Origin of the sequence: Kluyvera georgiana, assembly GCF_050990895.1 — a bacterium.
Taxonomy (GTDB): Bacteria; Pseudomonadota; Gammaproteobacteria; order Enterobacterales; family Enterobacteriaceae; genus Kluyvera; species Kluyvera georgiana.
Window position 1 is genome coordinate 3,302,857 of the sequence record NZ_CP158865.1, and the last position, 23,966, is coordinate 3,326,822.

Annotated in this window: 21 protein-coding genes; 8 read left to right on the forward strand and 13 right to left on the reverse strand. The window is 54.5% G+C overall.

Annotation, left to right across the window (positions count from 1 at the left end):
- The first annotated feature begins 90 nt into the window (after positions 1-90).
- Positions 91-849 (forward strand): DNA-binding transcriptional repressor DeoR, encoded by a 759-nt coding sequence (gene deoR / locus ABTW00_RS15725; RefSeq protein ID WP_433636293.1) that lies wholly within the window; start codon positions 91-93, stop codon positions 847-849.
- Positions 850-856: 7 nt separating this feature from the next.
- On the opposite strand, the gene dacC is transcribed toward deoR, so the two are convergent.
- A complete protein-coding gene (gene dacC / locus ABTW00_RS15730) occupies positions 857-2,059 on the reverse strand; it encodes a serine-type D-Ala-D-Ala carboxypeptidase (RefSeq protein ID WP_064548727.1) in 1,203 nt (400 codons plus the stop codon).
- A 232-nt stretch (positions 2,060-2,291) separates the two neighbouring features.
- Between dacC and ABTW00_RS15735 the strand changes: the two genes are divergently transcribed.
- A complete protein-coding gene (locus ABTW00_RS15735; RefSeq protein ID WP_433636294.1) occupies positions 2,292-2,912 on the forward strand; it encodes a glutathione S-transferase family protein in 621 nt (206 codons plus the stop codon).
- 5 nt (positions 2,913-2,917) lie between these two features.
- Here ABTW00_RS15735 and ABTW00_RS15740 read toward each other — a convergent pair whose 3' ends face one another.
- Positions 2,918-3,928 carry a LacI family DNA-binding transcriptional regulator gene (locus ABTW00_RS15740; RefSeq protein WP_433636295.1) on the reverse strand — a complete coding sequence of 337 codons (1,011 nt, stop codon included), beginning with the start codon at positions 3,926-3,928 and terminating at the stop codon, positions 2,918-2,920.
- 145 nt (positions 3,929-4,073) lie between these two features.
- Here ABTW00_RS15740 and ABTW00_RS15745 point away from each other — a divergent pair, with 145 nt between their 5' ends.
- Positions 4,074-5,153 carry a cellulase family glycosylhydrolase gene (locus tag ABTW00_RS15745; protein ID WP_433636296.1) on the forward strand — a complete coding sequence of 360 codons (1,080 nt, stop codon included), beginning with the start codon at positions 4,074-4,076 and terminating at the stop codon, positions 5,151-5,153.
- Positions 5,154-5,177: 24 nt separating this feature from the next.
- A complete protein-coding gene (locus ABTW00_RS15750) occupies positions 5,178-6,464 on the forward strand; it encodes an ABC transporter substrate-binding protein (protein WP_433636298.1) in 1,287 nt (428 codons plus the stop codon).
- A 69-nt stretch (positions 6,465-6,533) separates the two neighbouring features.
- On the opposite strand, the gene ABTW00_RS15755 is transcribed toward ABTW00_RS15750, so the two are convergent.
- The gene (locus tag ABTW00_RS15755; RefSeq protein ID WP_433636299.1) at positions 6,534-8,582 is read right to left on the reverse strand and encodes a beta-galactosidase; all 2,049 of its coding nucleotides are present in this window, start codon (positions 8,580-8,582) and stop codon (positions 6,534-6,536) included.
- A gap of 232 nt (positions 8,583-8,814) precedes the next feature.
- Here ABTW00_RS15755 and ABTW00_RS15760 point away from each other — a divergent pair, with 232 nt between their 5' ends.
- Both ABTW00_RS15760 and ABTW00_RS15765 read left to right on the forward strand, forming a co-directional pair.
- On the forward strand, positions 8,815-9,897 hold the full coding sequence (locus tag ABTW00_RS15760; protein WP_433636300.1) for a LacI family DNA-binding transcriptional regulator: 1,083 nt from the start codon (positions 8,815-8,817) through the stop codon (positions 9,895-9,897).
- 254 nt (positions 9,898-10,151) lie between these two features.
- Positions 10,152-11,393 (forward strand): oligosaccharide MFS transporter, encoded by a 1,242-nt coding sequence (locus ABTW00_RS15765; protein WP_433636301.1) that lies wholly within the window; start codon positions 10,152-10,154, stop codon positions 11,391-11,393.
- A 31-nt stretch (positions 11,394-11,424) separates the two neighbouring features.
- Here ABTW00_RS15765 and ABTW00_RS15770 read toward each other — a convergent pair whose 3' ends face one another.
- Positions 11,425-11,808: a biofilm formation regulator BssR gene (locus tag ABTW00_RS15770; RefSeq protein WP_433636302.1), complete on the reverse strand. Its 384-nt coding sequence runs from the start codon at positions 11,806-11,808 to the stop codon at positions 11,425-11,427.
- Positions 11,809-12,047: 239 nt separating this feature from the next.
- Here ABTW00_RS15770 and ABTW00_RS15775 point away from each other — a divergent pair, with 239 nt between their 5' ends.
- Positions 12,048-13,196 carry a lipase family protein gene (locus ABTW00_RS15775; RefSeq protein ID WP_433636303.1) on the forward strand — a complete coding sequence of 383 codons (1,149 nt, stop codon included), beginning with the start codon at positions 12,048-12,050 and terminating at the stop codon, positions 13,194-13,196.
- A gap of 217 nt (positions 13,197-13,413) precedes the next feature.
- Here the strand turns inward: ABTW00_RS15775 and ABTW00_RS15780 are convergent, their stop codons facing one another.
- The 3 genes from ABTW00_RS15780 to ABTW00_RS15790 form a co-directional block, all read right to left on the reverse strand.
- Positions 13,414-14,223, reverse strand: a complete 810-nt coding sequence (locus ABTW00_RS15780; RefSeq protein WP_433636304.1) for a hypothetical protein — start codon at positions 14,221-14,223, stop codon at positions 13,414-13,416.
- A 308-nt stretch (positions 14,224-14,531) separates the two neighbouring features.
- Positions 14,532-14,972, reverse strand: a complete 441-nt coding sequence (locus ABTW00_RS15785; RefSeq protein WP_433636305.1) for a hypothetical protein — start codon at positions 14,970-14,972, stop codon at positions 14,532-14,534.
- An 83-nt stretch (positions 14,973-15,055) separates the two neighbouring features.
- Positions 15,056-15,355 carry a hypothetical protein gene (locus tag ABTW00_RS15790; RefSeq protein WP_433636306.1) on the reverse strand — a complete coding sequence of 100 codons (300 nt, stop codon included), beginning with the start codon at positions 15,353-15,355 and terminating at the stop codon, positions 15,056-15,058.
- Positions 15,356-15,757: 402 nt separating this feature from the next.
- Between ABTW00_RS15790 and rimO the strand changes: the two genes are divergently transcribed.
- On the forward strand, positions 15,758-17,065 hold the full coding sequence (gene rimO / locus ABTW00_RS15795) for a 30S ribosomal protein S12 methylthiotransferase RimO (protein WP_433636307.1): 1,308 nt from the start codon (positions 15,758-15,760) through the stop codon (positions 17,063-17,065).
- A 123-nt stretch (positions 17,066-17,188) separates the two neighbouring features.
- On the opposite strand, the gene gsiD is transcribed toward rimO, so the two are convergent.
- From gsiD to ABTW00_RS15825, 6 genes are all read right to left on the reverse strand, one after another.
- Entirely contained in the window at positions 17,189-18,100 is a 912-nt protein-coding gene (gene gsiD, locus ABTW00_RS15800) for a glutathione ABC transporter permease GsiD (protein ID WP_433636308.1), read from the reverse strand.
- 1 nt (position 18,101) lies between these two features.
- Positions 18,102-19,022 (reverse strand): glutathione ABC transporter permease GsiC, encoded by a 921-nt coding sequence (gsiC, locus tag ABTW00_RS15805; RefSeq protein ID WP_064548521.1) that lies wholly within the window; start codon positions 19,020-19,022, stop codon positions 18,102-18,104.
- A 52-nt stretch (positions 19,023-19,074) separates the two neighbouring features.
- On the reverse strand, positions 19,075-20,613 hold the full coding sequence (gene gsiB, locus ABTW00_RS15810; RefSeq protein ID WP_433636309.1) for a glutathione ABC transporter substrate-binding protein GsiB: 1,539 nt from the start codon (positions 20,611-20,613) through the stop codon (positions 19,075-19,077).
- A 23-nt stretch (positions 20,614-20,636) separates the two neighbouring features.
- On the reverse strand, positions 20,637-22,496 hold the full coding sequence (gsiA, locus tag ABTW00_RS15815) for a glutathione ABC transporter ATP-binding protein GsiA (protein WP_433636310.1): 1,860 nt from the start codon (positions 22,494-22,496) through the stop codon (positions 20,637-20,639).
- A 15-nt stretch (positions 22,497-22,511) separates the two neighbouring features.
- Complete coding sequence (gene iaaA, locus ABTW00_RS15820) at positions 22,512-23,393, reverse strand: beta-aspartyl-peptidase (RefSeq protein WP_433636311.1); 882 nt, start codon at positions 23,391-23,393, stop codon at positions 22,512-22,514.
- Positions 23,394-23,596: 203 nt separating this feature from the next.
- Positions 23,597-23,959: a Mor transcription activator family protein gene (locus ABTW00_RS15825; protein WP_025712890.1), complete on the reverse strand. Its 363-nt coding sequence runs from the start codon at positions 23,957-23,959 to the stop codon at positions 23,597-23,599.
- Positions 23,960-23,966: the final 7 nt, after the last annotated feature.

Consider the following 23,966-nt stretch of genomic DNA (forward strand, 5'->3'; position numbering starts at 1 on the left):
CTTGAGGAAGCCTTTGCGAAGTTGCCGCTCACAGGTAAAATACCGCGCTGACCTCGGCATCCTTGCCGAGGCATTTCCGATAGAGGCACTATGGAAACACGACGCGACGAGCGAATTGGTCAACTGATTCAGGCACTGAAACGTAGCGATAAGCTGCATCTTAAAGAAGCGGCCGCGCTGCTTGGCGTTTCTGAAATGACGATTCGTCGCGATCTCAACAGCGAAAGCGGGCCGGTCGTGCTGCTGGGAGGCTACGTGGTGCTGGAACCGCGCAGCGTGCCGCACTATTTACTGAGCGACCAAAAAACCCGCCTGGTGGAAGAGAAGAAACTGGCGGCGCGCCATGCAGCAAAGCTGCTAAAGCCGCACCAGATGGCATTTTTCGACTGCGGCACGACCACACCGTGGATTATCGATGCTATTGATAACGACCTGCCTTTTACCGCGGTTTGCTACTCTCTCAACACCTTCCTTGCGCTGCAGGACAAGCCCAACTGTCGGCCTATTCTTTGCGGCGGCGAGTTCCACGCCAGTAACGCCATTTTCAAACCGCTTAGCGAAAACGATACGTTATCGCACCTGTGCCCGGATATCGCTTTTTATTCCGCAGCGGGCATCGACGTCGAGATGGGCGCAACCTGTTTTAATCTGGAAGAGCTGCCGGTGAAGCACTGGGCAATGCGCCAGTCGCGCTACCATGTGCTGGTGGCGGATCACAGCAAGTTTGGTAAGGTGCGCCCCGCCCGCATGGGCGATCTGACGCGCTTTGATGTGATTGCCAGCGACACCTGTCCGGACGAGGAGCTGGTGGCGCTGGCGAAACAGCAGCAAATCTCGCTGCTGTATTAATCAGCCATTAAGAGAACCAGCTGCCGAACCACTCGTGGAATTTCATCAGCACGAAGTCCATCATCCGGCTAAAGAACCCGCCCTCTTCGACCGCTTCCATGACGATCAGCGGGCGCTGTTCAATCGTCTTGTCGTTGAGTTTAAAATCAATGGTCCCCACCACCTGTCCTTTGGTGAGCGGCGCAGTCAGCTGCGGCTGAGTTAAGCTGTAGCTGGCCTTCAGGTTTTTCAACTGCCCTTTTGGAATCGTCACAGAACCGGCTTCTCCGGCCCCCAGATTCACTTCGCTCTTATCGCCAAACCACACACGTTGGCTGACAAAGGTCGCATCAGGCTTAATCGGGGTGACGGTTTCAAAGAAACGGAAGCCCCAGGTCAACAGTTTTTCCGACTCATTAAAGCGCACGCGATCGCTCTTAGTGCCCAGCACCACGGCTATCAGGCGCATGTCGCCCTGGGTTGCCGATGACACCAGGTTGTAGCCCGCGCCTGCGGTCGTACCGGTTTTCACGCCGTCAACGTTGAGGTTAGTGCTCCACAGCAGACGGTTGCGGTTCGGCTGGCGGATGTTATTGAAGGTGAACTCTTTCTCTTTGTGTACCGCGTACTCTTCCGGCACATCGTGAATCATGGCTTTGGTCAGCAACGCCATGTCGCGGGCGGTACTGTACTGCCCTGGCGCATCCAGGCCATGAACCGTTTTGAACGTGGTGTTAGTCAGGCCGATTTTCTGGGCATAGCCGTTCATCAGGCTCACAAATGAGTCCTGGCTGCCCGCGACGTAGTCAGCGATGGCAATGCTGGCATCGTTGCCCGACTGGATGATCACCCCTTTATTGAGGTTCTCGACGGAGACCTGCTCGCCCGGTTTGAGGAACATCACCGAGGAACCGCGCAGCGCCGGGTTGCCGGTGGCCCACGCATCGCGACCAATCGTGACCATATCGGTCAGCTTGATTTTGTTCGCCTTCAGCGCCTGGCCAACCACGTAGCTGGTCATGATTTTCGTCAGGCTGGCCGGGTCCAGCTTCTCATCGGCATTGCCTTCGGTCAGCACCTTACCGCTGGCATAGTCCATCAATATAAACGCGCGCGCGTCGATAGCCGGCGCATCGGGCATCTGCTCCGCCGCCTGCACCGCCGGTGCAATCAAAAGTAAAAGCGCTGAGCCTGCCATCAGGCTCCTGAAGGCGTTAGCGTTACTCATCATAAAAACCACCCAAGTATCCATTCCCAAAAACACGCCACGACAGTGCCGTGCTGCACCAGGCCGTGAGTAATAACGTAGAAACTCTCTTAAAGAAACAGTGAGTTGGTAAAGTTTTTTAAGTTTACGCAAGATCCCCAACTTGTGCTTAAAACCTGACATTTTTTTTGATCAAGATTGCGTAAGCGTTAACTTTGCCGCACATTGAACCTTCGCTAAAAAAACGGGAGTGGTTATGGTTACGCTGTGGGGACGAAATAATTCAACGAACGTGAAGAAAGTGCGCTGGACGCTGGCCGAACTCAACCTGCCCTACGAGCAGATTATGGCGGGACAGAGCTTTGGCGTGAACCGCGACGCGGCCTATCTGGCGCTCAATCCGAACGGTCTGGTGCCGATGTTGAAAGACGGTGATGATGTGCTGTGGGAGTCTAATACCATCGTTCGTTACCTGGCGGCGCAGTACGGTGCAGACAGCCTGTGGCAGGCCAGCCCAATCCAGCGAGCCAAAAGTGAAAAATGGATGGACTGGGCCAACGAAACCCTGTCACCGGTGCACCGCAAAATTCTCTTCGGGCTGGTGAGAACCCCAGCGGAACAGCGCAATATGGCGGAGATTGAAGCGGCCATTGAAGCCTGCGAACCGCTGCTGGACATTCTGGAGAGCACGCTGGCAAAACAGGCCTGGCTCTCCGGCGAAACGTTCGGCGTCGGTGATATTGCCGTTGCGCCGTTCGTCTATAACCTGCTGGAAACCGTTAAAACCTGGCAGCCACGTCCAAACCTGGCGCGCTGGTATCAGCAGTTAGCCGAGCGCCCGGCGTTCCGCGACGTGGTGATGATTCCCGTCAGCTAATTTTTTCAGGTGCGCTGGCTGCTGCCGCGCACCTGCAGTTTACCCACCAGTCGGATATGCGCGGCGGTATCGTCGCCATCGCAAAGATAGCTCACCGCCATTCTCCCCAACTCGTGATAAGCGAGCTGCACGCTGGTCAGCGCTGGCGTCAACTGATGGGCAATCCGCTGATCGTCATAACCGCACACCAGCACGTCTCCGGGAATCGACACATTTAACGTTGCCAGCGCCTGATAGCAGCCGAGCGTCATCCAGTCGCTGGCACAGAAGATGGCCTGCGGCGGCTGCGGCAGGCGCATCAGCTCCAGCGTGGCCTTAAACGTGGCGTCCAGCGACCAGTCCGTTTGCTTGATCAACGCGTCATCCACCGTAATACCCGCATGTTCAAGCGTCTGGCGATATCCTTCCAGGCGCAGCACGCTGGCATCCATCCACTCATCGCCCATGATGTGCGCAATGCGCGTCACCCCCTGTTCCAGCAGATGGTTGACGGTCTGACAGGCGTTGGCCCGGTCATCCGGCAGGAAAGTCGGCAACAGCGGGCGGTTGGGATCGTACTGGTTCAGCAGCACCACCGGCTTATTGATAAGCGACTCAAAAGGCGAAAAATCAAAGGCGCGCGTCACCGAGCTGGCGAGAATGACCCCCGCGCAGTTGCGCCGTTCCAGCTGACGCAGAATTTGCCCGGCCAGCTCCATATCGTCGCCGTAATCGTAAACCGTCAGCAGCGTATCGCGCTGCCACGCCGTGCTGCTGGCCTCGCTGATGGCATCCACGAAGGGATCGTAGTTCGGCATCCCGCTGAGCAGCAGCGCAATCTCTTCCTGCCCGTCCTGGCGATGCGGCACGATAATTTTTTGATAGCCTAACGCCTGCGCCGCGGCGTACACCCGGTCGCGCGTGGCATCACTCAGGCGAATTGCCCGGCTATTGTTGAGCACCAGCGAAACGGTCGCCTGAGAAACACCGGCTTCCCTGGCGATATCACTCATCGTTATCTTATTTTTTTTCTGCATGATTACTCCTTGTCGCCGCCGACTATAGCACAGTTATCCGCCGTCTTTTTTGTGAACACCCCAGCAGAATGAGCGCCCGATCGTTGCGTCCGGGTCAGGTGTTAATAAATATTAGCTAATAATTATTAGCAATGGAGAAACAGCAATGCATTCGCAATGGACCGAATCTCAGGCGCAGGCGTGGCTTAAACAACATGGCTGGGCCTGCGGCTTTAACTATCTACCGCGCAGCGCGGTCAACTGGACGGAGATGTGGCAGGCCGATACCTTTGACGCCGCAACGATCGATCAGGAGCTGGGCTGGGCGCACACTTACGGCTATAACGCCCTGCGCACTAACCTGCCGTTTATCGTCTGGGAAGCGGATCGCGAGGGCCTGCTGGCGCGTATCGACACCTTCCAGGAACTCGCCGCAAAGCATGACATTCAGGTGATGCTGACGCTGATGGACGACTGCGGCTTCTCTGGCGATGAGCCGTACCTCGGCCCGCAAAAAGCGCCGCGTGAAGGCGTCCACAACAGCCAGGCTGCCGCCAGCCCGGGTCGCGCCATCGTGATGGATCCACAGCAGTGGCCGCGGGTTGAAGCCTACGTGCGCGATGTGCTGACCCAATTTAAAGACGACGCACGCATCAGCATCTGGGATCTCTACAACGAACCGGGAAACCGCGGCATCAACCTGTCGCCAACGGAATCAACAGAGTATGACGAAGCGCTGGAAAGCTTCGCCCTGGAGCTGATGATCGCCACCTTCGGCTGGGCGCGTGACGTGGGGCCAACCCAGCCGCTGACCGTGGGCGCCTGGCATATCGATCACGACAAGTACGGCACGCTGGAACACCCGATCGACGCCGCCGCAATGGATCTGTCGGACATCATCACCTACCACAACTACAACACCGCCGCCTGCCAGTTGAGCGTGCTGGAGAACCTGGTTCGCCGCAATCGTCCCGTACTGTGTACCGAGTGGCTGGCTCGTCATATGGACTGCGTCTTCAGCGAACAGCTACCGCTGTTCTGCGCCTTTGATACCGGCTGCTATCAGTGGGGGTTGGTGCAGGGCCGCACCCAGACCTGGATCCCATGGACCAGCGTCAATAAAAATCACCCCGATCCGCAGTCGCTCTGGTTCCACGATGTGTTAACCCCAGAGGGCAAACCGTGGTGCGAGCAGGAAATGCAGCTGGTGAAAGGTTTAACGACCTGGCGTCGGCAGCAGCGTTAATCTTATGACACGGAGGATTCATCCATGAAAAAGTCGATATTGTTCCTGCTGGCCTGCTGCAGTTTCGGCGCGATGCCCATCGCACACAGCGCCGATCAGGTGGAACTCCGTTTTGCCTGGTGGGGCGGCAAGGCCCGCAACCAGGCGACCCTGAAAGCGCTTGAGGCCTTTGAGGCTAAATATCCCAATATCAAAGTGAAGGCGGAATACACCGGCTGGGACGGCTTCTACTCGCGTCTGACGACGCAGATCAACAGCAATACCGAAGCCGACGTTATTCAAACCAACTGGAACTGGCTGACGCTGCTGTCAAAAACCGGCGACGGTTTTTATGACCTCAATAAACTGGCGAAGCCGATTGGCCTCAACCAATTCTCGCCAGAGTCACTGGCCAGCACCACGGTGAACGGCAAAATCAACGCTATTCCGGTTTCCGCCAACGTGATGCTGTTTTACTACAACGCCGCCACGTGGAAAAAAGCCGGCGTTGCGTTACCCAAAACCTGGGACGAACTGCTGCAGGCCGGGCCGATATTTAAAGAGAAGCTGGGTGATAACTACTATCCCTTGATTCTCACCGAGCAGGATTCTCTGCTACTGCTGAACTCGTATGTTTATCAGGGCAACCAGAAACCGATGGTCGATGAGAAGAAACGCAAGCTCGGCTGGAACCACGCCGATCTCGTCGAGGCTTTCACCTTCTATCGTAAGCTGGTTGACGCCCACGCGGTGCCGGACGCCCGTACCATGGCTTCGTTTGGCAAAGGCGTGGCCTATGAGATGAAACCGTGGATCAACGGCGAATGGGGCGGCGTCTATAACTGGAACGTGCTGTACACCGCCGAGTCGCAGAATCTGGCCAATCCGGCGGATCTGGTGATGGGGCCATACCCGATGCGCGAAGGCGCGAAAGACGCCGGGCAGTTCCATAAAACGGCGCTGATGTTCTCTATCAGTAAAAACACGCGCCATCCGCAAGAGGCGGCAACGTTAATTAACTTCCTGATGAGCGAGAAAGAAGGCGTGCTGCCGGTAGCGCTGGAACGTGGCGTCCCGCTGAGCCAATCGGGCGAGAAAATCCTGCGCGAGGCGGGCCTGTTGACCGATGACGATCCGGTTATTTCCGGGCTGTTACAGTCGGCCTCGCTGCCGAACAAGTCGAAAGCGCTGCCGTATCTGGAAGACCCACAGTTTGGTTCACTGTTCAGCGCCGCGCTGCAAAGTATCGATTACGGTAAGGCCACGATCGACCAGGCCGCAACGAACTTCGAAGAGCAGGCCAACCGTATTCTACGCCGTATTATGCGCTAGTGAGATGACCGAGATGGCGCAGTTAGCCCGGGCAACCGCCACGTTCCGGGCTAACTGCGCCACTAGAAACTACAATGCGCGTACCAGCACCTCGCAGCCCCACGCTGCCAGCATCAGTTGGTTTTCCACTTTTTCACCCGATACCGCATTATGGAAACGGTCCGTCAGCATAATTTTCTGCTCGACGTCGGTGTAGTTTTGCACAAATATCCACTCCCATTCACCGTCTGTACGACGTGTGGTCACCACGCCAGTGGGCAACTCGGCGTTCAACGCGCGCGGCAGTTTGAGCGCCTTAACCAGCATTGCCGTGAATGCCTGGTGGAAGTCATCATCATTACGTGATGCGATATAAAAGGCCTTGCCTTTACCGACGCGATTTTGTGTCAGCGCGGGGTAGCCAGCATAGAAATCATCGGTGTAACAAGCCAGTACTTCTGCGCCTTCGGGGTGAATCACCTCGCACAATTCGCGTGCACGCCAGCGTCCTTGAAGGCCGCAGTCCGGCAAGGCTTCAACTCCGTTGAATTGCGTATCGGTCAGGCTATCTATCTCCTCCGCCCATACGCCAAGCAGCGGGCGTAGTGGGCCCGGGAAACCGCCGAGGTGACAAAGGTCGGTCTCATTCACAATCCCCGACCAGTAGGTCGTGACAAAATAGCCGCCCTCACGCACAAATGCTTCTGCGCGTTGGGCAAAGCCGTCACGCACCATATACAGCATCGGCGCAATCACCAGCGCATAGCCTGAGAGATCGCAGTCGGCGTTAATCACATCCACCGCGATCCCCTGCTCCCAGAACGGGCGATAGTGATCGACTACCGTCTGTTCATAGTGAATACCCACATTGCGCGGCCCGGCGGCATCATTCACCGCCCAACGGTTCTCCCAATCAAAGATGATCGCCACTTTCGCCTGAGTTTTACTGCCCACCAGCGGGCTTAAGGCCGTTAGCATCTGCCCCAGGCGCGTGACTTCACGCCCGGTACGCGTATTAAGATGACCGACATGATCGACCACGGCGCCGTGGAATTTCTCAATCGAACCGCGACTTTTACGCCACTGAAAATATTGCACGGCATCAGCGCCATGGGCCACGGCTTGCAGCGAGGAGAGAATATGCATTCCCGGTTTTTTCAGCTTACTGGTCGGCTGCCAGCTGGTCTGACTCGGCGTTGACTCCATCAGCACAAACGGCTGGCCTTTGAGCGTTCTCATCAGGTCATGATACATCGCCGTTTTGCAGGCCACCGCGCGTTCATCATCGTGTTTATGCCACATGGGATAGCTGTCCCAACTGACAAAATCCACCACATCTTTCAGCTGCCAGTAATCGTAATCATTGAAATACCACATAAAATTGGTTGTCGCCGGGAGCTCAGGACGCTCGGCTTTCAGCGGCGCGACTTCCGTCTGATAGAACGCTTTCACCTGCGAGGTGACAAAACGTCGCCAATCAAGATTCAGTCCATGATTGGATGTCTCTCCCTGCGGAGCGGGAGATTCAATCTGCGACCAATCGCTGTAGGTGTGGCTCCAGAACCCGGTCCACCAGGCATGGTTTAATGCTTCCAGGCTGTGATAACGCGCCTTCAGCCAGGCGCGGAAATCCTGTTGGCAACGCGGGCAATGACACTCTCCTCCGTATTCATTGTTGATGTGCCAGCCCAAAACGGCGGGGTGATGCGCGTAACGCTGAGCCAATTTTGTGTTTATTTGCGTCACTTTGTCTTTGTATACCGGCGAGGAAGGACAGTGATTATGACGGCCACCGTGCAGCGCTTTTACTCTGTCGGCGCTGACGCGCAACGTTTCGGGATAACGCGCCGCCAGCCATGCGGGCTTTGCCCCGCCCGGCGTCGCCAGGAAGACGGAAATCCCGCCCTCATAGAGCTTATCGAGGACCGTATCCATCCACTCGAAGGTATAATGGCCTTCAACGGGCTCCAGCGCTGACCAGCTGAAAATCCCCACCGACATGATGTTACAGCCCGCTTGCTGCATCATCGCAATATCCTGTTCCAGGATCCCCGGTACGTGCAACCACTGTTCAGGATTGTAATCGGCACCGTGCAACAACCACGGCGCGCGGGGATTTATCGGAAGATGCTTGTCCATGTCGGCTCCTCAATGTAACACAAAGACAAAAAATGTTATTCGTTCACATTTCAACATTTCTACGCGCCACACCGCTTATGACGCAACCAGCAGCGGCAGAAAATGTGATTTCACGCGCATTTTCACCCTATTATCCCGTCAATACGTGGTCGGTCACCCAGGCAATGTGCGCTTAGGTGATACGTCCAACAACGGCTCGGGTATACTGAGACAAACTTTTGATGGGGCGAGTATGAAAACCAAAGCAGCAACTCTCGCGGATGTGGCGCGTCACGCCGATGTCTCTTATCAGACCGTCTCCCGCGTCCTGAATAATTCGGCTAACGTATCGGCCAAAACACGCAAGAAAATTGAACTGGCGATCGCGGAGCTGAAATACGTCCCGAATCGCATGGCCCAGCAGCTCGTGGGCAAAGAGAGCAAAACCTTGGGGCTAGTGACAACATCACTTGCGCTGCATGCCCCCTCGCAGATTGCCGCCGCGGTAAAAAAATACGCGGGTGAGCAAGGCTATCAGGTGTTGATTTCAATGATTGATGACGCCAGTGACGGCGCGATTCAGCACGCGATTAACGATCTGAAATCCCAACGCGTCGAACGCATCATCATCAACGCGCCGCTGGAAACCCCGGTAGCGGAAAGTCTGGTCGACGAGAATCCGGAGGTGCAATGTCTGTTTCTTGATGTTGACCCCTACAGTTCCGTGTTCAACGTCACCTTTAACCCTGCGGAGGGCGCACGGGCCAGCGTCAAATATCTCTACGAGCTGGGCCACCGCCAGTTCTGCCTGCTCTCGGGGCCGGAAGAATCCGTGCCCGCCCGTCTTCGCCTGAATACCTGGCGCGATACGCTGGCCTCATATCAAATCAGCCCCCTGGCGATACACCACGGGCAATGGGATGCGCAAAGCGGCTATCTGGCAACGCTGCAGATGCTCCGAGAAACCCCACAGGTAACGGCGCTGCTGATTGCCAATGACCAAATGGCGTTAGGTGCGCTCAGCGCGCTACATCAGCAAAAACGCAAAATCCCGCAGGATATTTCGCTGATTGGCTATGACGATACTTACGAGAGCGCCTTTTTTGAGCCCGCGTTAACAACCGTGGCGATCGATTTTGATTTACAAGGAAAAATGGCGGTGCAGCAGCTTCTGCAATCGTCTGAATCGCCGCTGGCGACGCGCGCTTCAACCATCTTACCCAGCCGCCTGGTCGTACGTCGCTCTGCCGGTCCGCTGCATACATCGGAAACCAACCTACAGGATATCGCCGAAAAACTCCGTGCGCTGGCAGACCAGCTCGCAGAAAAACCGTAAAAAGTCATACGCTCTCAAAAATGATTAAGTGATCGCCATCGCTAATCACAGCGAAACCCCCTCTACATCTGTGAATAGAATCACAATTAATCGCTATAGGGATTGCTCACCTATAGCGATTGGATGTCAGATTAAAACGCAAATTGTTAACGTATGACATTTTAATAACGAGACATACCAAAACAATAACCAGTGGGCATGATGGCGTCGCCACGTGCCAGGTGAGTTATCTGATATTTGATGAGGATGGGGCGATGCTACTACCCGGCAAACGTAATTATATTCTGCTCAGCATTTTCGATTTTCTGTATCTGTTTGCCTGGTCGTCAACCATGGCATTCTTTGTCATCTGGACGACACAGCATCTCGGCATCAGCGCGACGCAAACCGGGCTGCTCTATTCGATTAACGCCTTTATCGCGCTACTGATGCAGCCGTTCTTTGGCTTTATTTCCGATAAGTTTGGCCTGAAAAAACAGCTTATCTGGATTATTGTCGCCCTACTGCTGCCCGTTGGCCCATTCTTTATCTATGTTTACGCGCCATTGCTGACGCATAGCTTCTGGCTTGGCGCTGTGCTTGGCGGGGTTTACCTCGGTATTATCTTTAACTCAGGCTGCGGCGTTATTGACTCCTACATCGACAAAATTTCCCGTCGTTATGGCTTCGAATACGGTCGGGTAAGAATGTGGGGATCGCTCGGCTGGGCAGCCGCAGCGTGGATCGTAGGCAAATATATCGATACGCTGCCAAACCTCTCCTTCTGGTTGGCAAGCTGCGCGATTGTGGTGGCGGCAATCTGCTTTATGATGACCAAAATCGAGCTGACCGACGCGGAGATCCAAAAAACAAATTCACTCAAGGCGGTTCACGCGCTGGAGCTGGCGAAGAATGGTCAATTCTGGATGCTGCTGATCTTTACGCTGTTCGTCACGCAGATTTACGACACCTACGATCAACAGTTCGCCCAGTACTTCTCAATGCAGTTCCCCACGAAAGAAGAAGGCAATCACTGGTACGGCATACTGGCATCCATTCAGGTATGCGGAGAGACGCTGTTCCTGTGCCTGATGCCGTGGTTTGTTAACCGAACGGGCGCTAAATGGGCGTTAATTATTGCGGGTACGATTATGTCGGTCCGTATTGCGGGATCCGCCGTTCAGCTCGGGCCGGTGTGGATTGCGGCGGTGAAAATGCTGCACGCCATTGAAAAACCGCTCATTCTGGTATCGGTGTTTAAATTTATCTCTGCCAATTTCGATAACAAGCTGCTCTCAACGGTCTACCTGCTGGTACTGTTTGTCGCCTCTATCGCTACCGCTATCTACTCCCCCATTGCGGGTTATCTGTATGACACGATTGGTTTTGCCGACACGTATCTCATTCTCGGCGCGATTGCCGGCTGCTTTACGCTGCTCTCCGTCTTCACACTCCGGGATTCGCGGGCTGATAACCCCATCGCAGCACAGCCAAAGGGTTCCACCCAGGTAGGGTAACAGTGACAGGGGGACGAATGTCCCCCTGGTTTCAGGTTTCCACCACGGGAGACCCTGCGTCCAGCTTACGAATACTTTTCGTCAACGCCGCCAGGCAGCGATCGAGCGTTTCTACGTTAACCGCAATATAAGAGGGGCAATCATAGCGCCCGCTCATCAGGCAAACCGCTGCAGAGGCCATTGCCTCGCCCGCCTGCCGCATCATTTCCAATTCGTTCAGTGATGTACAGCGCTTAAGCGCGACCGCGTTATCACGCAGCTCGCCGCACAGTTCAAGCAGGTTAGTACGCAGATGATCGTTTTCACCGACTGACATATACCCCTTTGCCTTCCTCAGCTGCAAATAGGCATCAAGGTCAATTCGCGCGTTGATGAGCCGCCCCACCAGCTTGCGTTTCAGTTTGCTTTCCGTCATGCATTTACCTCCCTTGCCACCCATTGGCATTCTCATTATGAGATTACTTAACGTACAAAATGCTGCGCGATATCAACAATTCATCATTTGCAACATTTTTAACAATGAGCCAACCTTAAACATCGTCGGAGCGGGAAAAGGACCTCAAGCGCCCTGCCCCACATCACAAGGTCATTGACGCCACGTTAACGCGTCGCCGACTACACTGTGACTATTCAGATGAAAAAAGGATGTTGTGTATGTTATTTCAGGAAAGAGTCCGGGTAACGGCCTGTGCATTAATGCTGTTATCCGCAAGCGCCTCCCCCGTGCTTGCTGCGCCGACGCAGGCCAAAGAGCATGAAAATACGGCCACTCTGGCCGCCGACCATGGGCTTAGCGAAGCCGCCCAGCAGTATCTGATACATTACCCTTCCCGTAGTGGCGTTGACGGGCGCTCGCCGCGCGTTGATTCCGCCGCGGTGTTTATTCCAAAAGGGAAAGCGCCGGAAGGCGGATGGCCCGTCGTGGTCTGGGCGCACGGCACCGTCGGCGTAGCCGGTCAATGCGCACCGTCGCTCAATGAACGTACGGCACGCGATAAACAGTACCTTAATACCTGGCTTTCGCTGGGCTACGCCATTGTGGCGCCTGACTATGCCGGTCTGGGTTCGGAAGGCGTACACCACTATCTTAATGCTCGTGGCGAAGCATGGAGCATACTGGATGGCGTTCGCGCCGCGCTACGCCAGTTCCCGCTGAAAAATGAACTGACTCTGGTGGGCCAATCGCAAGGGGCTCACGCGGCATTTTCCAGCGCAGGATTCCAGCCCCAGTACGCCCCGGAACTGAATATCCGCGCCACCGTATTAACCGGTACACCGTATTTTGCGATCGGAACCACCGCTGCTGATATCCTGCCACCGGCAAAAGGGGATAATCAGAACGCCGGAGATCCTAAGATTCCGTATATCTTCTATATCTACCTCGCCGCGGCAGATGCCGATCCCTCGTTGAAGCCTGAAGATTATTTCCAGAACGGCGCGCTGCCGCTGTTGGAACAGGCGAAAAATCTCTGTATCACGCCGCTGACGCAAAAAACGATGCAGGCGGGTCTGAACGCCGGCAATACGCTCAAACCGGCTATCGAAACCTTGTTAAGCAACGGGATCAACACCATGCTGTACCCGACAATGCGCCTTCAGCACCCGGTGTTTATCGGTATTGGCAGCGCGGATATCAACGTTCCTACCGCCATGCAGATGCGTTTCGCCGAGGCCGTTAAAGCCGCCGGCACACAGGCAGAAGTGCATGTTTATGAAGGGCTTGACCACAGTGGTACCGTCAATCCATCGCTGCGTGATTCCGTTCCTTTCCTCATCCGGGGCGATGTGGTGAAAAAAGAGTAATACGCTGCCGAGGTGAAGGCAGAATGCAGGCGCTTTTTCTGGCCTGCATTCGTGCTCACGAAGCGGATTATTGGCGTATCGTTTTCCAGGTTCCAGGGGAAATTCCCTTCACAGGCAGACAGTACCCATTACAAAAATACATTACTATAAGTTCGAAGTCTGGCTCTTATAATACAAGCGGTGTGTAGTAAATCGTCACCGTCGTTTAGCCACTACTTCACCCGTTAACTTTAAAGAGTTTAGTAATACTGCTGCCCCCTTCCTCTCTGAATTTAGTATAGTTGTTGATAATCGACATCCAAAGGAGATTTATATCCTTACGGTGGTCTGAAATCTCGTCATTAAAATTATATCTGGAAACATCAAGCTTGTTGCTAAATATTGTATTTTCACTTTCCTTATAAAGATATTCAATAGCTCCAGTCATCACCTGAGTTTTAGATTCAAGTGTTTGGCATTCACCCAGGAACATTGTCAAATTAGAAATCATATCAATATAAAATTTATTTTTACTGTTTTGAACAGCGATACCATAAGTATCTAGCTTACGTTTTTTCTCAAGTATTCGGTTATATAGCGTATATAATTCAGTTCTCGAACTTGTCAGTTCCTTCTGTAGTTCTGTTAGTTTCGGCGCCATACTTTTACTTATAGTCTTACCATCAACTTCATGAATATGGTCGTAAAGTTTAAGGTAATTATTTAACACTACATGATGTCTATCTAGAGTCATCAGATCATCATTAACTAATGATATAGCTATCTTGAATCCTTCCTGAGCAGTAAATTGTGCTAGATAATTCTTAGCACCAAACACAGCTAATATCGCGGTTCCCGCTATAATTGAATCCATAACAGCAGATACAAAAGAAGCATCAATTTCTTTAGAGAAGATTACATACAGCAGAGCTAATATAGTAAAAAAAACAAAGACGACCCCAATTAACCACATTCCAATAGAGGTCGTAACTTCATTAAAAATATAGCGTTTAATGGATGCCAGCGGTTTTATAATGAGTTCTAGCACTTTAACGTCCTCCAAGACTCTGTATATCCTTATCTTACACTAACTAATACTATTATCGCATCCCCCCTTTGCACCTCTTAGCGTGATTTCTGGAGTGTTTTAGAAGGTAGAAAGTTTCATATTTCCCTAAATCAAATTCACAGAATCCTTCTTCTGATATCGTGAAGTCTTCTATGAGCGTGTGGGTTAATAACCGCTCTGAGAGCCATCAGGTGCGATTACAAGTGTACCGAGGGGATAATGTAAGTAAGCGATCGTGCGAGTATTGAGGACGTAAAAAAGCTCACGTGATTGTGAGCTATGGAGAGTTACTTAGTAAGGAGCGTATAGAATCTCCTGGTCTGCACCACGGCAATGATAAAGCACCCTATTGCAAAACATGCTTTCAATCCACCATCACCACTACCAAGATGCATGATACTTGAGATAATCGCGTTGACTATTATTAATGGTATAAACCAATAAAGTATAAAGTATATTCCTGAGAATATACGGCATATTACTGTACTGCTTTTGATATCGAATATCTTTGCAGTTAACTTAGTTAATGGTGAAAACAACATTGCAAAGAAACCCGGTACAACGGTAAAAAGAAATATTGCAATTATCATTAAAGGAATTTTAGCGGGTACTACCTCACTAATTTTAACAATAATAAGTGCACCAGTGATTGCCGTTATTAAACCACCAATTAATAGTTCTTTCGTTCCTTCGAACATTTCAGCGATATTTTCTACAGTAATTTTCATTCTACTATTCATTTTCCATCTACAGGTACTGTAGATAGTAACACAAAAGCCCTACAGGAAAAATCCACAGGGCTTTTTTAGGATTACTGCGGTTCTACTATCCATCTACCGGATGAATTTTTACTTACTTTGAACATCTGACGATCATCACAACCAATCTCCACATACCCAGAGAAGTTAGCATTACTAAATGCTGTTACCTCATTACAAGTGTAATCACGCTGGATTAGTGCTTGTGCAAAATCCTTTGCATCCTGTGTTTCTTGATCTGTTAGTTTCACTGATTCGGTTTCTGCAACGGCCTTTGTGGGCGTTCCATCTTTGAAATGGAAATATGTTGCGACTATTGCAAAGCCCCAGATTAGTTTGGTACTGGTTTTCATATAAGCATCCATGATTATCATTGTGACATACACGGATATTATCGGCAGTTGGGGTAATAACTTTACTGTAGGTAGCATATCCCGTTCCAACCATCAACAAACCTACTCAAAAGGAAAGGGGTGTAAATGAGATTTTGTACGCGATAGCTACCATGCAGTTAACTGATTACTTTTTCTCTCTGAAAAATTGGGTTTTGCCATTTCCGTACTCTGTACCGTTCGGTGCAAATTACTTGAGTCAACCATCTCTAGATATGTTTGGCGACATACGTTTTTGCGGCTGTTAACAGCCTTGATTCAGTTGTTCCCTAACTCTGCCGCTTAGATGACTATCGGATATAGCTGTAGCGTTGGGGCATGATGTATACTCCGCGTTTTCCTGAGCAATGATTCGTACATAAAATGAGCAAAATTGGTTTTGTATCTTTAGGCTGTCCGAAAAACCTGGTCGACTCCGAACGCATCCTTACCGAGCTGCGCACCGAAGGTTATGAGGTGGTACCCACTTATGAGGGCGCCGATATGGTCATCGTCAATACCTGCGGCTTTATCGACAGCGCCGTCCAGGAGTCTCTGGAAGCGATCGGTGAAGCGCTACAAGAAAACGGCAAGGTCATTGTGACCGGCTGCCTGGGTGCCAAAGAAGATCAAATTCGCGAAGTACACCCGAAGGTGCTGGAAATCACCGGCCCGCACAGCTACGAGCAGGTTCTGGAGCACGTGCACCACTACGCGCCAAAACCGCAGCACAACCCGTTCCTGAGCCTGGTGCCGGAACAGGGCGTTAAGCTGACGCCGCGCCATTACGCCTATCTGAAAATTTCCGAAGGCTGTAACCACCGCTGCGCGTTCTGCATCATTCCGTCGATGCGCGGCGATCTGGTCAGCCGTCCGATTGGCGAAGTGCTGGCGGAAGCGAAACGTCTGGTCGACGCTGGCGTGAAAGAGCTGCTGGTGATCTCTCAGGACACCTCAGCCTACGGGGTGGACGTGAAGCACCGTACCGGTTTCCACAACGGCGAGCCGGTGAAAACCAGCATGGAAAGCCTGTGTGAACAGCTGGCAAAACTCGGCGTGTGGGTGCGCCTGCACTATGTGTATCCGTATCCGCACGTTGACAACGTGATCCCACTGATGGCGGAAGGTAAAATTCTGCCGTATCTCGATATCCCGCTACAGCATGCCAGCCCGCGCATTCTGAAGCTGATGAAGCGCCCAGGTTCGGTAGACCGTCAGCTTGCACGGATTAAACAATGGCGTGAAATCTGCCCGGACCTGACTCTGCGCTCAACCTTTATCGTCGGTTTCCCGGGTGAAACGGAAGAAGATTTCCAGATGCTGCTCGACTTCCTGAAAGAAGCCCGCCTCGACCGCGTCGGCTGTTTCCAGTACAGCCCGATTGATGGTGCCTCCGCGAACGATCTGCCGGACCAGGTGCCGGACGACGTGAAGGAAGATCGCTGGAACCGCTTCATGCAGCTGCAACAGCAAATCTCCGCTGAACGTCTGCAGGAGAAAGTCGGCCGTGAAATTCTGGTCATGATCGATGAAGTGGACGAAGAAGGCGCGATTGGCCGCAGCATGGCCGATGCCCCGGAAATCGACGGCGCGGTTTACCTGAACGGTGAAACGAAGGTGAAACCGGGTGACGTGGTACGCGTGAAGGTGGAAAACGCCGACGAGTATGACCTGTGGGGTAGCCGGGTTTAATCTCCGGTAACATCGCACATTGCCGGATGGCGGCTTCGCCTTATCCGGCCTACGACTGTATTTAAAGCGTAGGCCGGATAAGCATCGCGCCATCAGGCAAAATCACCGCACATAGCCGCCTCATTACCCTTTCAACTTTGGATCCAGCGCATCGCGCAGCCCATCGCCCAGCAGGTTAAACGCCAGCACCGTCAGGAAAATGGCCAGCGCCGGGAAGACCGCGACGTGTGGCGCAATCACCATATCAGCACGCGCCTCATTGAGCATAGCGCCCCATTCCGGCGTTGGCGGTTGTGCCCCCAGGCCGAGGAACGACAGGCTGGCGGCAGAGATAATCGATACGCCAATACGCATGGTGAAATAGACCACAATCGACGATACCGTCCCCGGCAGAATATGCTGGAAAATGATCGTCCTGTCGCTGGCGCCAATGCTGCGCGCCGACTCGATAAAGGTCTGTTGCTTGAGCACCAGGGTATTGCCGCGCACCAGACGGGCGAACGCCGGGACGGAGAAAATCGCCACGGCGATTATCACGTTGGTCATGCCGCTGCCCATAATCGCCACCACGGCGATGGCCAGCAGAATGCCGGGAAAGGCGAACAGCACGTCGCAGATGCGCATGATGATGCGATCCCACCAGCCTTCATAGTAGCCCGCCACCAGCCCCAGCACGGTACCGATAAGCGAACCGATCAGCACCGCGAAGACGCCTGCGGTGAGCGAGATCTGCGCGCCAACCAGCACGCGACTGAAAATATCACGCCCCAGCGAATCCACGCCAAACCAGTGAATCAGCGACGGCCCGTCGTTTAGCCTGTCGTAGTCAAAATAGTTTTCCGCATCGAACGGCGCAATCCACGGTGCGGCCACCGCCACCACAATCAGCAGCAGCACAAAAATGCCCGAAGCCATCGCCACCGGCTGCTGACGAAAGCGCCGCCAGAACTCCCGCCACGGCGTGCGCTGCGACGCTGCCTGCATCACCGGCATGGCGCTAAGAACAGCCTGTCGACGCCAGTTGAATAATCGCACGTTATTTATACCTGATAGCCGGGTTAATGGCGGCGTACAGCACGTCCACCACTAAGTTGATAAGAATAAACTCCAGCGAAAACAGCAGCACCTCGGCCTGAATCACCGGGTAGTCGCGCATTTCCACCGAATCGACCAGCAGGCGTCCTAGCCCCGGCCAGTTAAACACCTTTTCGACCACGATCGAGCCACCGAGCAGGAAGCCAAACTGCAACCCCATCATGGTGACCACCGGGATCATCGCGTTACGCAGCCCGTGTTTGAGCACCACCACCTTTTCGCTGACGCCTTTGGCACGCGCGGTACGCATGTAGTCCTCGTTCAGCACGTCAACAAATGAGGCGCGGGTAAAGCGAGCCATCACCGAGGCAACGGCGGCGCCCAGCGTCAATGAGGGTAAAATATAGTGTCGCCAGCTGTCGGCGCCCACGGTCGGCAGCCAGCCCAGCTCAACGGAGAAAATCTGCATCAGCAGCATCCCGAGGGCAAAGGCCGGGAACGAAATGCCGGTCACGGCCAGCGCCATGCCCAGACGATCCGGCCAGCGGTTGCGCCAGACGGCGGCGGCAATGCCCGCGCCCATGCCAAACAGCACCGCCCAGCCCATGCTGGCGAGCGTCAGCCACAGCGTGGGGAAAAAGCGGCTGGCAATCTCTTCCGATACCGGACGGCGGGAAACCATCGACGTGCCAAAATCGCCCTGCACGGCATGGCTAATGTAATGCCAGAACTGCACGTACAGCGGTTGATCCAAACCCAGCTGCTGGCGCACCATGGCAATCACCTGCGCGTCCGCTTCCGGGCCAGCAATCAGCCGGGCCGGGTCGCCGGGCAGCATGTGGACGAACAAAAACACCAGCACCGCCACGATAAACAGCGTGGGGATCAGGCCGAGCAGGCGTTTAATCACATAGTTGAGCATGACTCTCCTTGCCGATGACTCCCTGCCCCTTCATGAGGCAGGGAAACGTCGCTTACTTCAAATCCGCGTCGTCAAAGCTAAACCCGGTATCCGGCATAATATAGAATCCGGTCAACGACTTGCTGTGCGCTGATACCAGTTTCTCTACCACCAGCGGCACCCACGGCGACTCTTTCCAGATAGTATCCTGAACGTCCTTATACAGCCGCGCTTTTTCGTTACTGTCGGTGCTTTGCAGCGCTGCGCTGAGATCTTTATCCACCTGCGGATTGCCGTAGAACGCGGTGTTGAACTGCGTTGGCGGCCAGTTTGAGGAGGCAAACAGCGGCGACAGCGCCCAGTCGGCTTCCCCCGTCGAGGCCGACCAGCCGGTGTAGAACATTCTCACGCAGCTCTCTTTCTGCCCCTTGCCTTCCACTTCCGCCGCACGCTGCCCGGCGTCCATCGCGGTCACCTGCGCCTTAATGCCCACCTGCGCCAGCTGTTGCTGGGTAAATTGCAGCACCTTCTGCGCGGTGCTGTGGTTGTGCGATGACCACAGCGTGGTGTTAAAGCCGTTCGGGTAACCCGCCTCTTTCAGCAGCTCACGCGCTTTTGCCGGGTCGTACGGCCACGGTTGATACTGGGTTGCGTAGGCAATCGACGGCGGCACGACGCCGGTAGCCGGTGTCGCGTAACCCGCAAAGGCCACCTTCACCAGCGCCTGGCGGTTAATCGCATAGTTGATGGCCTCACGGACCTTCGGGTTATCGAACGGTTTTTGCGTCACGTTCATGCTGATATAGCGCTGCATGATTGACGGGCTGGCCACCAGCTCAAGCTGGCTATTTTTCGCCAGCAGCGCCGCCTGCTCGTAAGGGATCGGGAAAGCAAACTGCGCTTCACCGGTTTGCAGCATCGCCGCGCGGGTATTGTTGTCGACCACCGGACGCCAGGTGATGGAGTCCAGCTTCGGCAGCCCTTTTTGCCAATAATTGGCAAACTTGCTGACCTTCACGAAGTCGGTCTGGTTCCAGGTATCCAGCTGATACGGTCCGGTCCCTACCGGATGGAAGCCAATCTCGTTGCCGTATTTTTTCAGCGCCGCTGGCGAGATCATCGCCGTCGCCGGGTGGGCGAGAATATTGATAAACGCCGAGAACGGCTGCTTGAGGGTGATTTTCACCGTCTGCGGGTCGACGACTTCGGTCTTATCAATGTTCTTGTACAGGTTATAGCGCTTGAGGTGGCTTTCTGGATTGCTGGCGCGATCGAGGTTGACCTTCACCGCTTCGGCGTTGAAATCGGTGCCGTCCTGGAATTTGACGCCCTGGCGCAGCTTGACGGTATAGACCTTGCCGTCATCCGATACCGTGTAGCTTTCCGCCAGCACGTTCTTCAGCTTCATCTCTTTATCCAGGCCGAACAGCCCCTGATAGAAGGATTTCGCCACCGCCTGTGATAGCGTGTCGTTAGCGTCGTACGGGTCGAGGGTGGTGAAGTTGGAGCCTACCGCCACCACCACATCTTTTGCCGCGAACGAGGAAGCGGAGGCCAGCGCTGAAGCCACCCCCAGTGCAACCAGCCATTTACGTGAAACGCGTTGTGTCATATTGTCCCCTGCCTGTCGTTTTATTATCGATTTATCAGCGCACTGCTTGCCGGTTCGCGGGCCACATAGTGCCCCGGTGCCACCTGTTGCAAACCGATCGGTTCTACCTCTTCGCCCCGTCTGTAGATATTGCCCGGCAGCTCGTCAGACAGCAGCACGCGCTGCGGACGTTTGTGCGTCGGGTCGGCCACCGGCACGGCGGCCAGCAGCTTGCGGGTATAAGGATGCTGCGGATTCTCAAAAATAGCGCGCCGCGGGCCAATCTCCACAATCCGCCCGCGGTACATCACCGCCACGCGATGGCTGATGCGCTCCACCACCGCCATATCATGGGAAATAAACAGAAAGGCGATGCCCATCTCCCGCTGCAGCGACAGCAGCAGGTTGATAATCTGCGCGCGAATGGAAACATCGAGCGCCGATACCGACTCATCGGCAATCACCACCTTCGGCTGTAGGGCCAGTGCGCGCGCGATACAGATACGCTGGCGCTGGCCGCCGGAAAACTCGTGCGGATACCGCCAGGCATGTTCCGGCTCTAATCCGACGCGCTGCAAAAGCCACTCAACCCGCTGCTGGAGCGCTTCGCCTTGCAGTACGCCGTGCACGCGCAGCGGCTCCATGATCGAAAAGCCAACCGTATGGCGCGGATCGAGGGAGGCGTAAGGGTCCTGGAAGATTATCTGAATATCGCGGCGCAGCGGCTGAAGCTGGTGAGCGGAGAGCAGATCGATACGCTCGCCGTTGAAGGTAATCGTGCCCTTCTGCGATTCCACTAGCCGCAGCAGCGCTCGTCCCGTCGTGGATTTGCCGCAGCCAGATTCACCCACCAGCGCCAACGTTTCACCGCCCCACAGGTCAAAGCTGACATTTTCCACCGCATGCACTTCACGGGTCACACGGTTAAGCACGCCGCCGCGCAGCGGAAAGCGCGCCACCAGGTTACGCACCTGAAGAATCGGCTTACCCTCCACCACTGTTTTTTGCTGCTGAGGCTCAATCTCCGGCGCGTTGAGCTCCGGAAAGCTACGCGGAAAATCGCTGCCACGCATCGCCCCCAGTCGGGGAACCGCCGCCAGCAGACGGCGGGTATACGGATGCTGCGGCGCATTAAAAATAGCCTCAACGGTACCGGTCTCCACCACCTCTCCCTGATGCATCACCAGCACCCGGTCGGCGATTTCCGCGACGACGCCCATATCGTGGGTGATAAAAATCACCCCCATCGACATCTCTTGCTGCAGCACGTTGATAAGCTGGAGAATCTGCGCCTGAATCGTGACGTCCAGCGCGGTTGTCGGCTCATCGGCAATCAGCACCGCCGGACGACATGACAGCGCCATCGCGATCATCACCCGCTGACGCATGCCGCCAGAGAGCTGATGCGGGTAGCGCGACAGCATGGTCTGCGCCTCAGGAATGCGCACTTTATCGAGCGTTTTTTTCGCCTCAATCAGCGCCTCTTCGCGGCCCAGCCCCTGATGCAGGCGGATGGACTCGGCAATCTGCTCACCGATGGTAAACACCGGGTTAAGCGAAGTCATCGGCTCCTGAAAAATCATCGCAATGTCGGCACCGCGCACGCTACGCATCTGGGCGGGCGTTTGTTCCTGCAGTTCGATCACTTCGCGGTTGCGCCGCCGCAGCAGCATTTGCTCGCACTGCATCTGGCTGTTGGACTGTTCCAGCAGCCGCATCAGCGCCAGCGCCGTCACGGACTTGCCCGAACCGGACTCGCCGACAATCGCCAGCGTCTCTCCTCGGTTCAGGTGAAAAGAGAGCTGATGCACGGCGCGCACGGACTGCTTGTCCTGGCGAAACGCGACGTTCAGGTTCTGAATGCTCAGCACCTGCGTGACATCAAGCTCGTCGGAATGCGGCACGGTGACTCCTTCTATCTATTCGCGATAAATGCCAATCGTAGGCGTATCCCCGGCATAGGCCCAGGCGCGATACATCCCTTCACTGTTAAACGGCAGCACGACGTTGCCCTCACGATCGATGGCAATCAGCCCACCGCTGCCGCCCAGCGCGGGCAGTTTTTCCATCACTACGCGTTCGCAGGCTTCCAGCAGGCTGAGATTGCCGTATTCCATTAATGCGGCGATATCGTAAGCCGCCAGCGTGCGGATAAACACCTCGCCGGTGCCGGTACAGGAGACGGCTACGCTGGCGTTGTTGGCATAGCATCCCGCGCCGACCAGTGGGCTATCGCCCACCCGCCCTGGCAGCTTGTTGGTCATGCCGCCGGTAGACGTCGCCGCGGCAAGATTGCCGTTGAGATCTAATGCCACCGCGCCGACGGTGCCCATCTTCTGCCGTTCATCAAGCGGCGCGTCGTGGTCGAGAATAAACTCACCGTTGCTGCGCGCCTCAATAAGCTGTTGAAAACGCGCGTCGGTGGAGAACAGCGAATTCTCGACCAGCTCGACGCCCTGCGTCTGCGCAAAAGCCTCTGCCCCTTCGCCAATCAACATCACGTGCGGGCTATTTTCCAGCACCAGCCTGGCCGCCAGCACCGGGTTACGCAGGCGCTTTACTCCAGCGACGGCCCCCGCCTGCAGCGAATTGCCGTCCATCACGCAGGCGTCAAGTTCATGCGTTTCATCGGCGGTAAACACCGAGCCGATCCCGGCGTTAAACAGCGGGCACTCCTCCAGCAGGCGAACCGCTTCGGTCACCGTATCCAGCGCGCTGGCACCGGATTCCAGCATCTGCTGCGCATGCTCCACAATGCTGGACAACGCGGTGACATATTCGCGCTCTTTTTCCGCTGACATCTGCTGGCGACTTATTGCCCCTGCTCCGCCATGAATCGCAATGACTGCCTTATGATTAGAAGTGAGATAAATGAACAGGGATAAGCGAGATAATTGTGGGATTCTGTGGCTGTCCCGGGGATTTATTGGGATTGTTACTGTAAAACTATTACATACAGTGAAAAAGAAATCGGGCAGAGAAATTTCTTCATCTGCCCATTATTTTACTCGTTATCACCAAAGGAAAACAGCTGTGGTTGGCGGTGAGCCATCACTTGTTTGTGTACACGGTGAATCAGTTTCCGTAGCCCCCGTTCAGTAATGCCGTATTTCGTACTTAACTCAGCCCAGTTATTCCCCCGGAACTCTTCATAAATCTGCATATCACGCAGAGACAGCTTATATGCGTAGTCACGAGGAAAGGTGAAGTTTTGCCCGCCAAAGTGAGATGCCAGAAAATCTGCCACAGCCAGCCCCAATTGTTCAGCCTGTTCGGATGATAAACCGTAATCAACGCCGGTCTCAGTAACGTGGTCGGCAACTTCAGACAGCAGTTTATGCCGCTTATGCTCCATTGGTGTTGTCATGGTGACC

What these genes read in the sequence shown, in the direction of transcription:
- deoR (WP_433636293.1), top strand. Translation starts at nt 91, where the DNA reads ATGGAAACACGACGCGACGAGCGAATTGGTCAACTGATTCAGGCACTG.
- dacC (WP_064548727.1), bottom strand. Translation starts at nt 2,059, where the DNA reads ATGATGAGTAACGCTAACGCCTTCAGGAGCCTGATGGCAGGCTCAGCG.
- ABTW00_RS15735 (WP_433636294.1), top strand. Translation starts at nt 2,292, where the DNA reads ATGGTTACGCTGTGGGGACGAAATAATTCAACGAACGTGAAGAAAGTG.
- ABTW00_RS15740 (WP_433636295.1), bottom strand. Translation starts at nt 3,928, where the DNA reads ATGCAGAAAAAAAATAAGATAACGATGAGTGATATCGCCAGGGAAGCC.
- ABTW00_RS15745 (WP_433636296.1), top strand. Translation starts at nt 4,074, where the DNA reads ATGCATTCGCAATGGACCGAATCTCAGGCGCAGGCGTGGCTTAAACAA.
- ABTW00_RS15750 (WP_433636298.1), top strand. Translation starts at nt 5,178, where the DNA reads ATGAAAAAGTCGATATTGTTCCTGCTGGCCTGCTGCAGTTTCGGCGCG.
- ABTW00_RS15755 (WP_433636299.1), bottom strand. Translation starts at nt 8,582, where the DNA reads ATGGACAAGCATCTTCCGATAAATCCCCGCGCGCCGTGGTTGTTGCAC.
- ABTW00_RS15760 (WP_433636300.1), top strand. Translation starts at nt 8,815, where the DNA reads ATGAAAACCAAAGCAGCAACTCTCGCGGATGTGGCGCGTCACGCCGAT.
- ABTW00_RS15765 (WP_433636301.1), top strand. Translation starts at nt 10,152, where the DNA reads ATGCTACTACCCGGCAAACGTAATTATATTCTGCTCAGCATTTTCGAT.
- ABTW00_RS15770 (WP_433636302.1), bottom strand. Translation starts at nt 11,808, where the DNA reads ATGACGGAAAGCAAACTGAAACGCAAGCTGGTGGGGCGGCTCATCAAC.
- ABTW00_RS15775 (WP_433636303.1), top strand. Translation starts at nt 12,048, where the DNA reads ATGTTATTTCAGGAAAGAGTCCGGGTAACGGCCTGTGCATTAATGCTG.
- ABTW00_RS15785 (WP_433636305.1), bottom strand. Translation starts at nt 14,972, where the DNA reads ATGAAAATTACTGTAGAAAATATCGCTGAAATGTTCGAAGGAACGAAA.
- ABTW00_RS15790 (WP_433636306.1), bottom strand. Translation starts at nt 15,355, where the DNA reads ATGAAAACCAGTACCAAACTAATCTGGGGCTTTGCAATAGTCGCAACA.
- rimO (WP_433636307.1), top strand. Translation starts at nt 15,758, where the DNA reads ATGAGCAAAATTGGTTTTGTATCTTTAGGCTGTCCGAAAAACCTGGTC.
- gsiC (WP_064548521.1), bottom strand. Translation starts at nt 19,022, where the DNA reads ATGCTCAACTATGTGATTAAACGCCTGCTCGGCCTGATCCCCACGCTG.
- gsiB (WP_433636309.1), bottom strand. Translation starts at nt 20,613, where the DNA reads ATGACACAACGCGTTTCACGTAAATGGCTGGTTGCACTGGGGGTGGCT.
- iaaA (WP_433636311.1), bottom strand. Translation starts at nt 23,393, where the DNA reads ATGTCAGCGGAAAAAGAGCGCGAATATGTCACCGCGTTGTCCAGCATT.
- ABTW00_RS15825 (WP_025712890.1), bottom strand. Translation starts at nt 23,959, where the DNA reads ATGACAACACCAATGGAGCATAAGCGGCATAAACTGCTGTCTGAAGTT.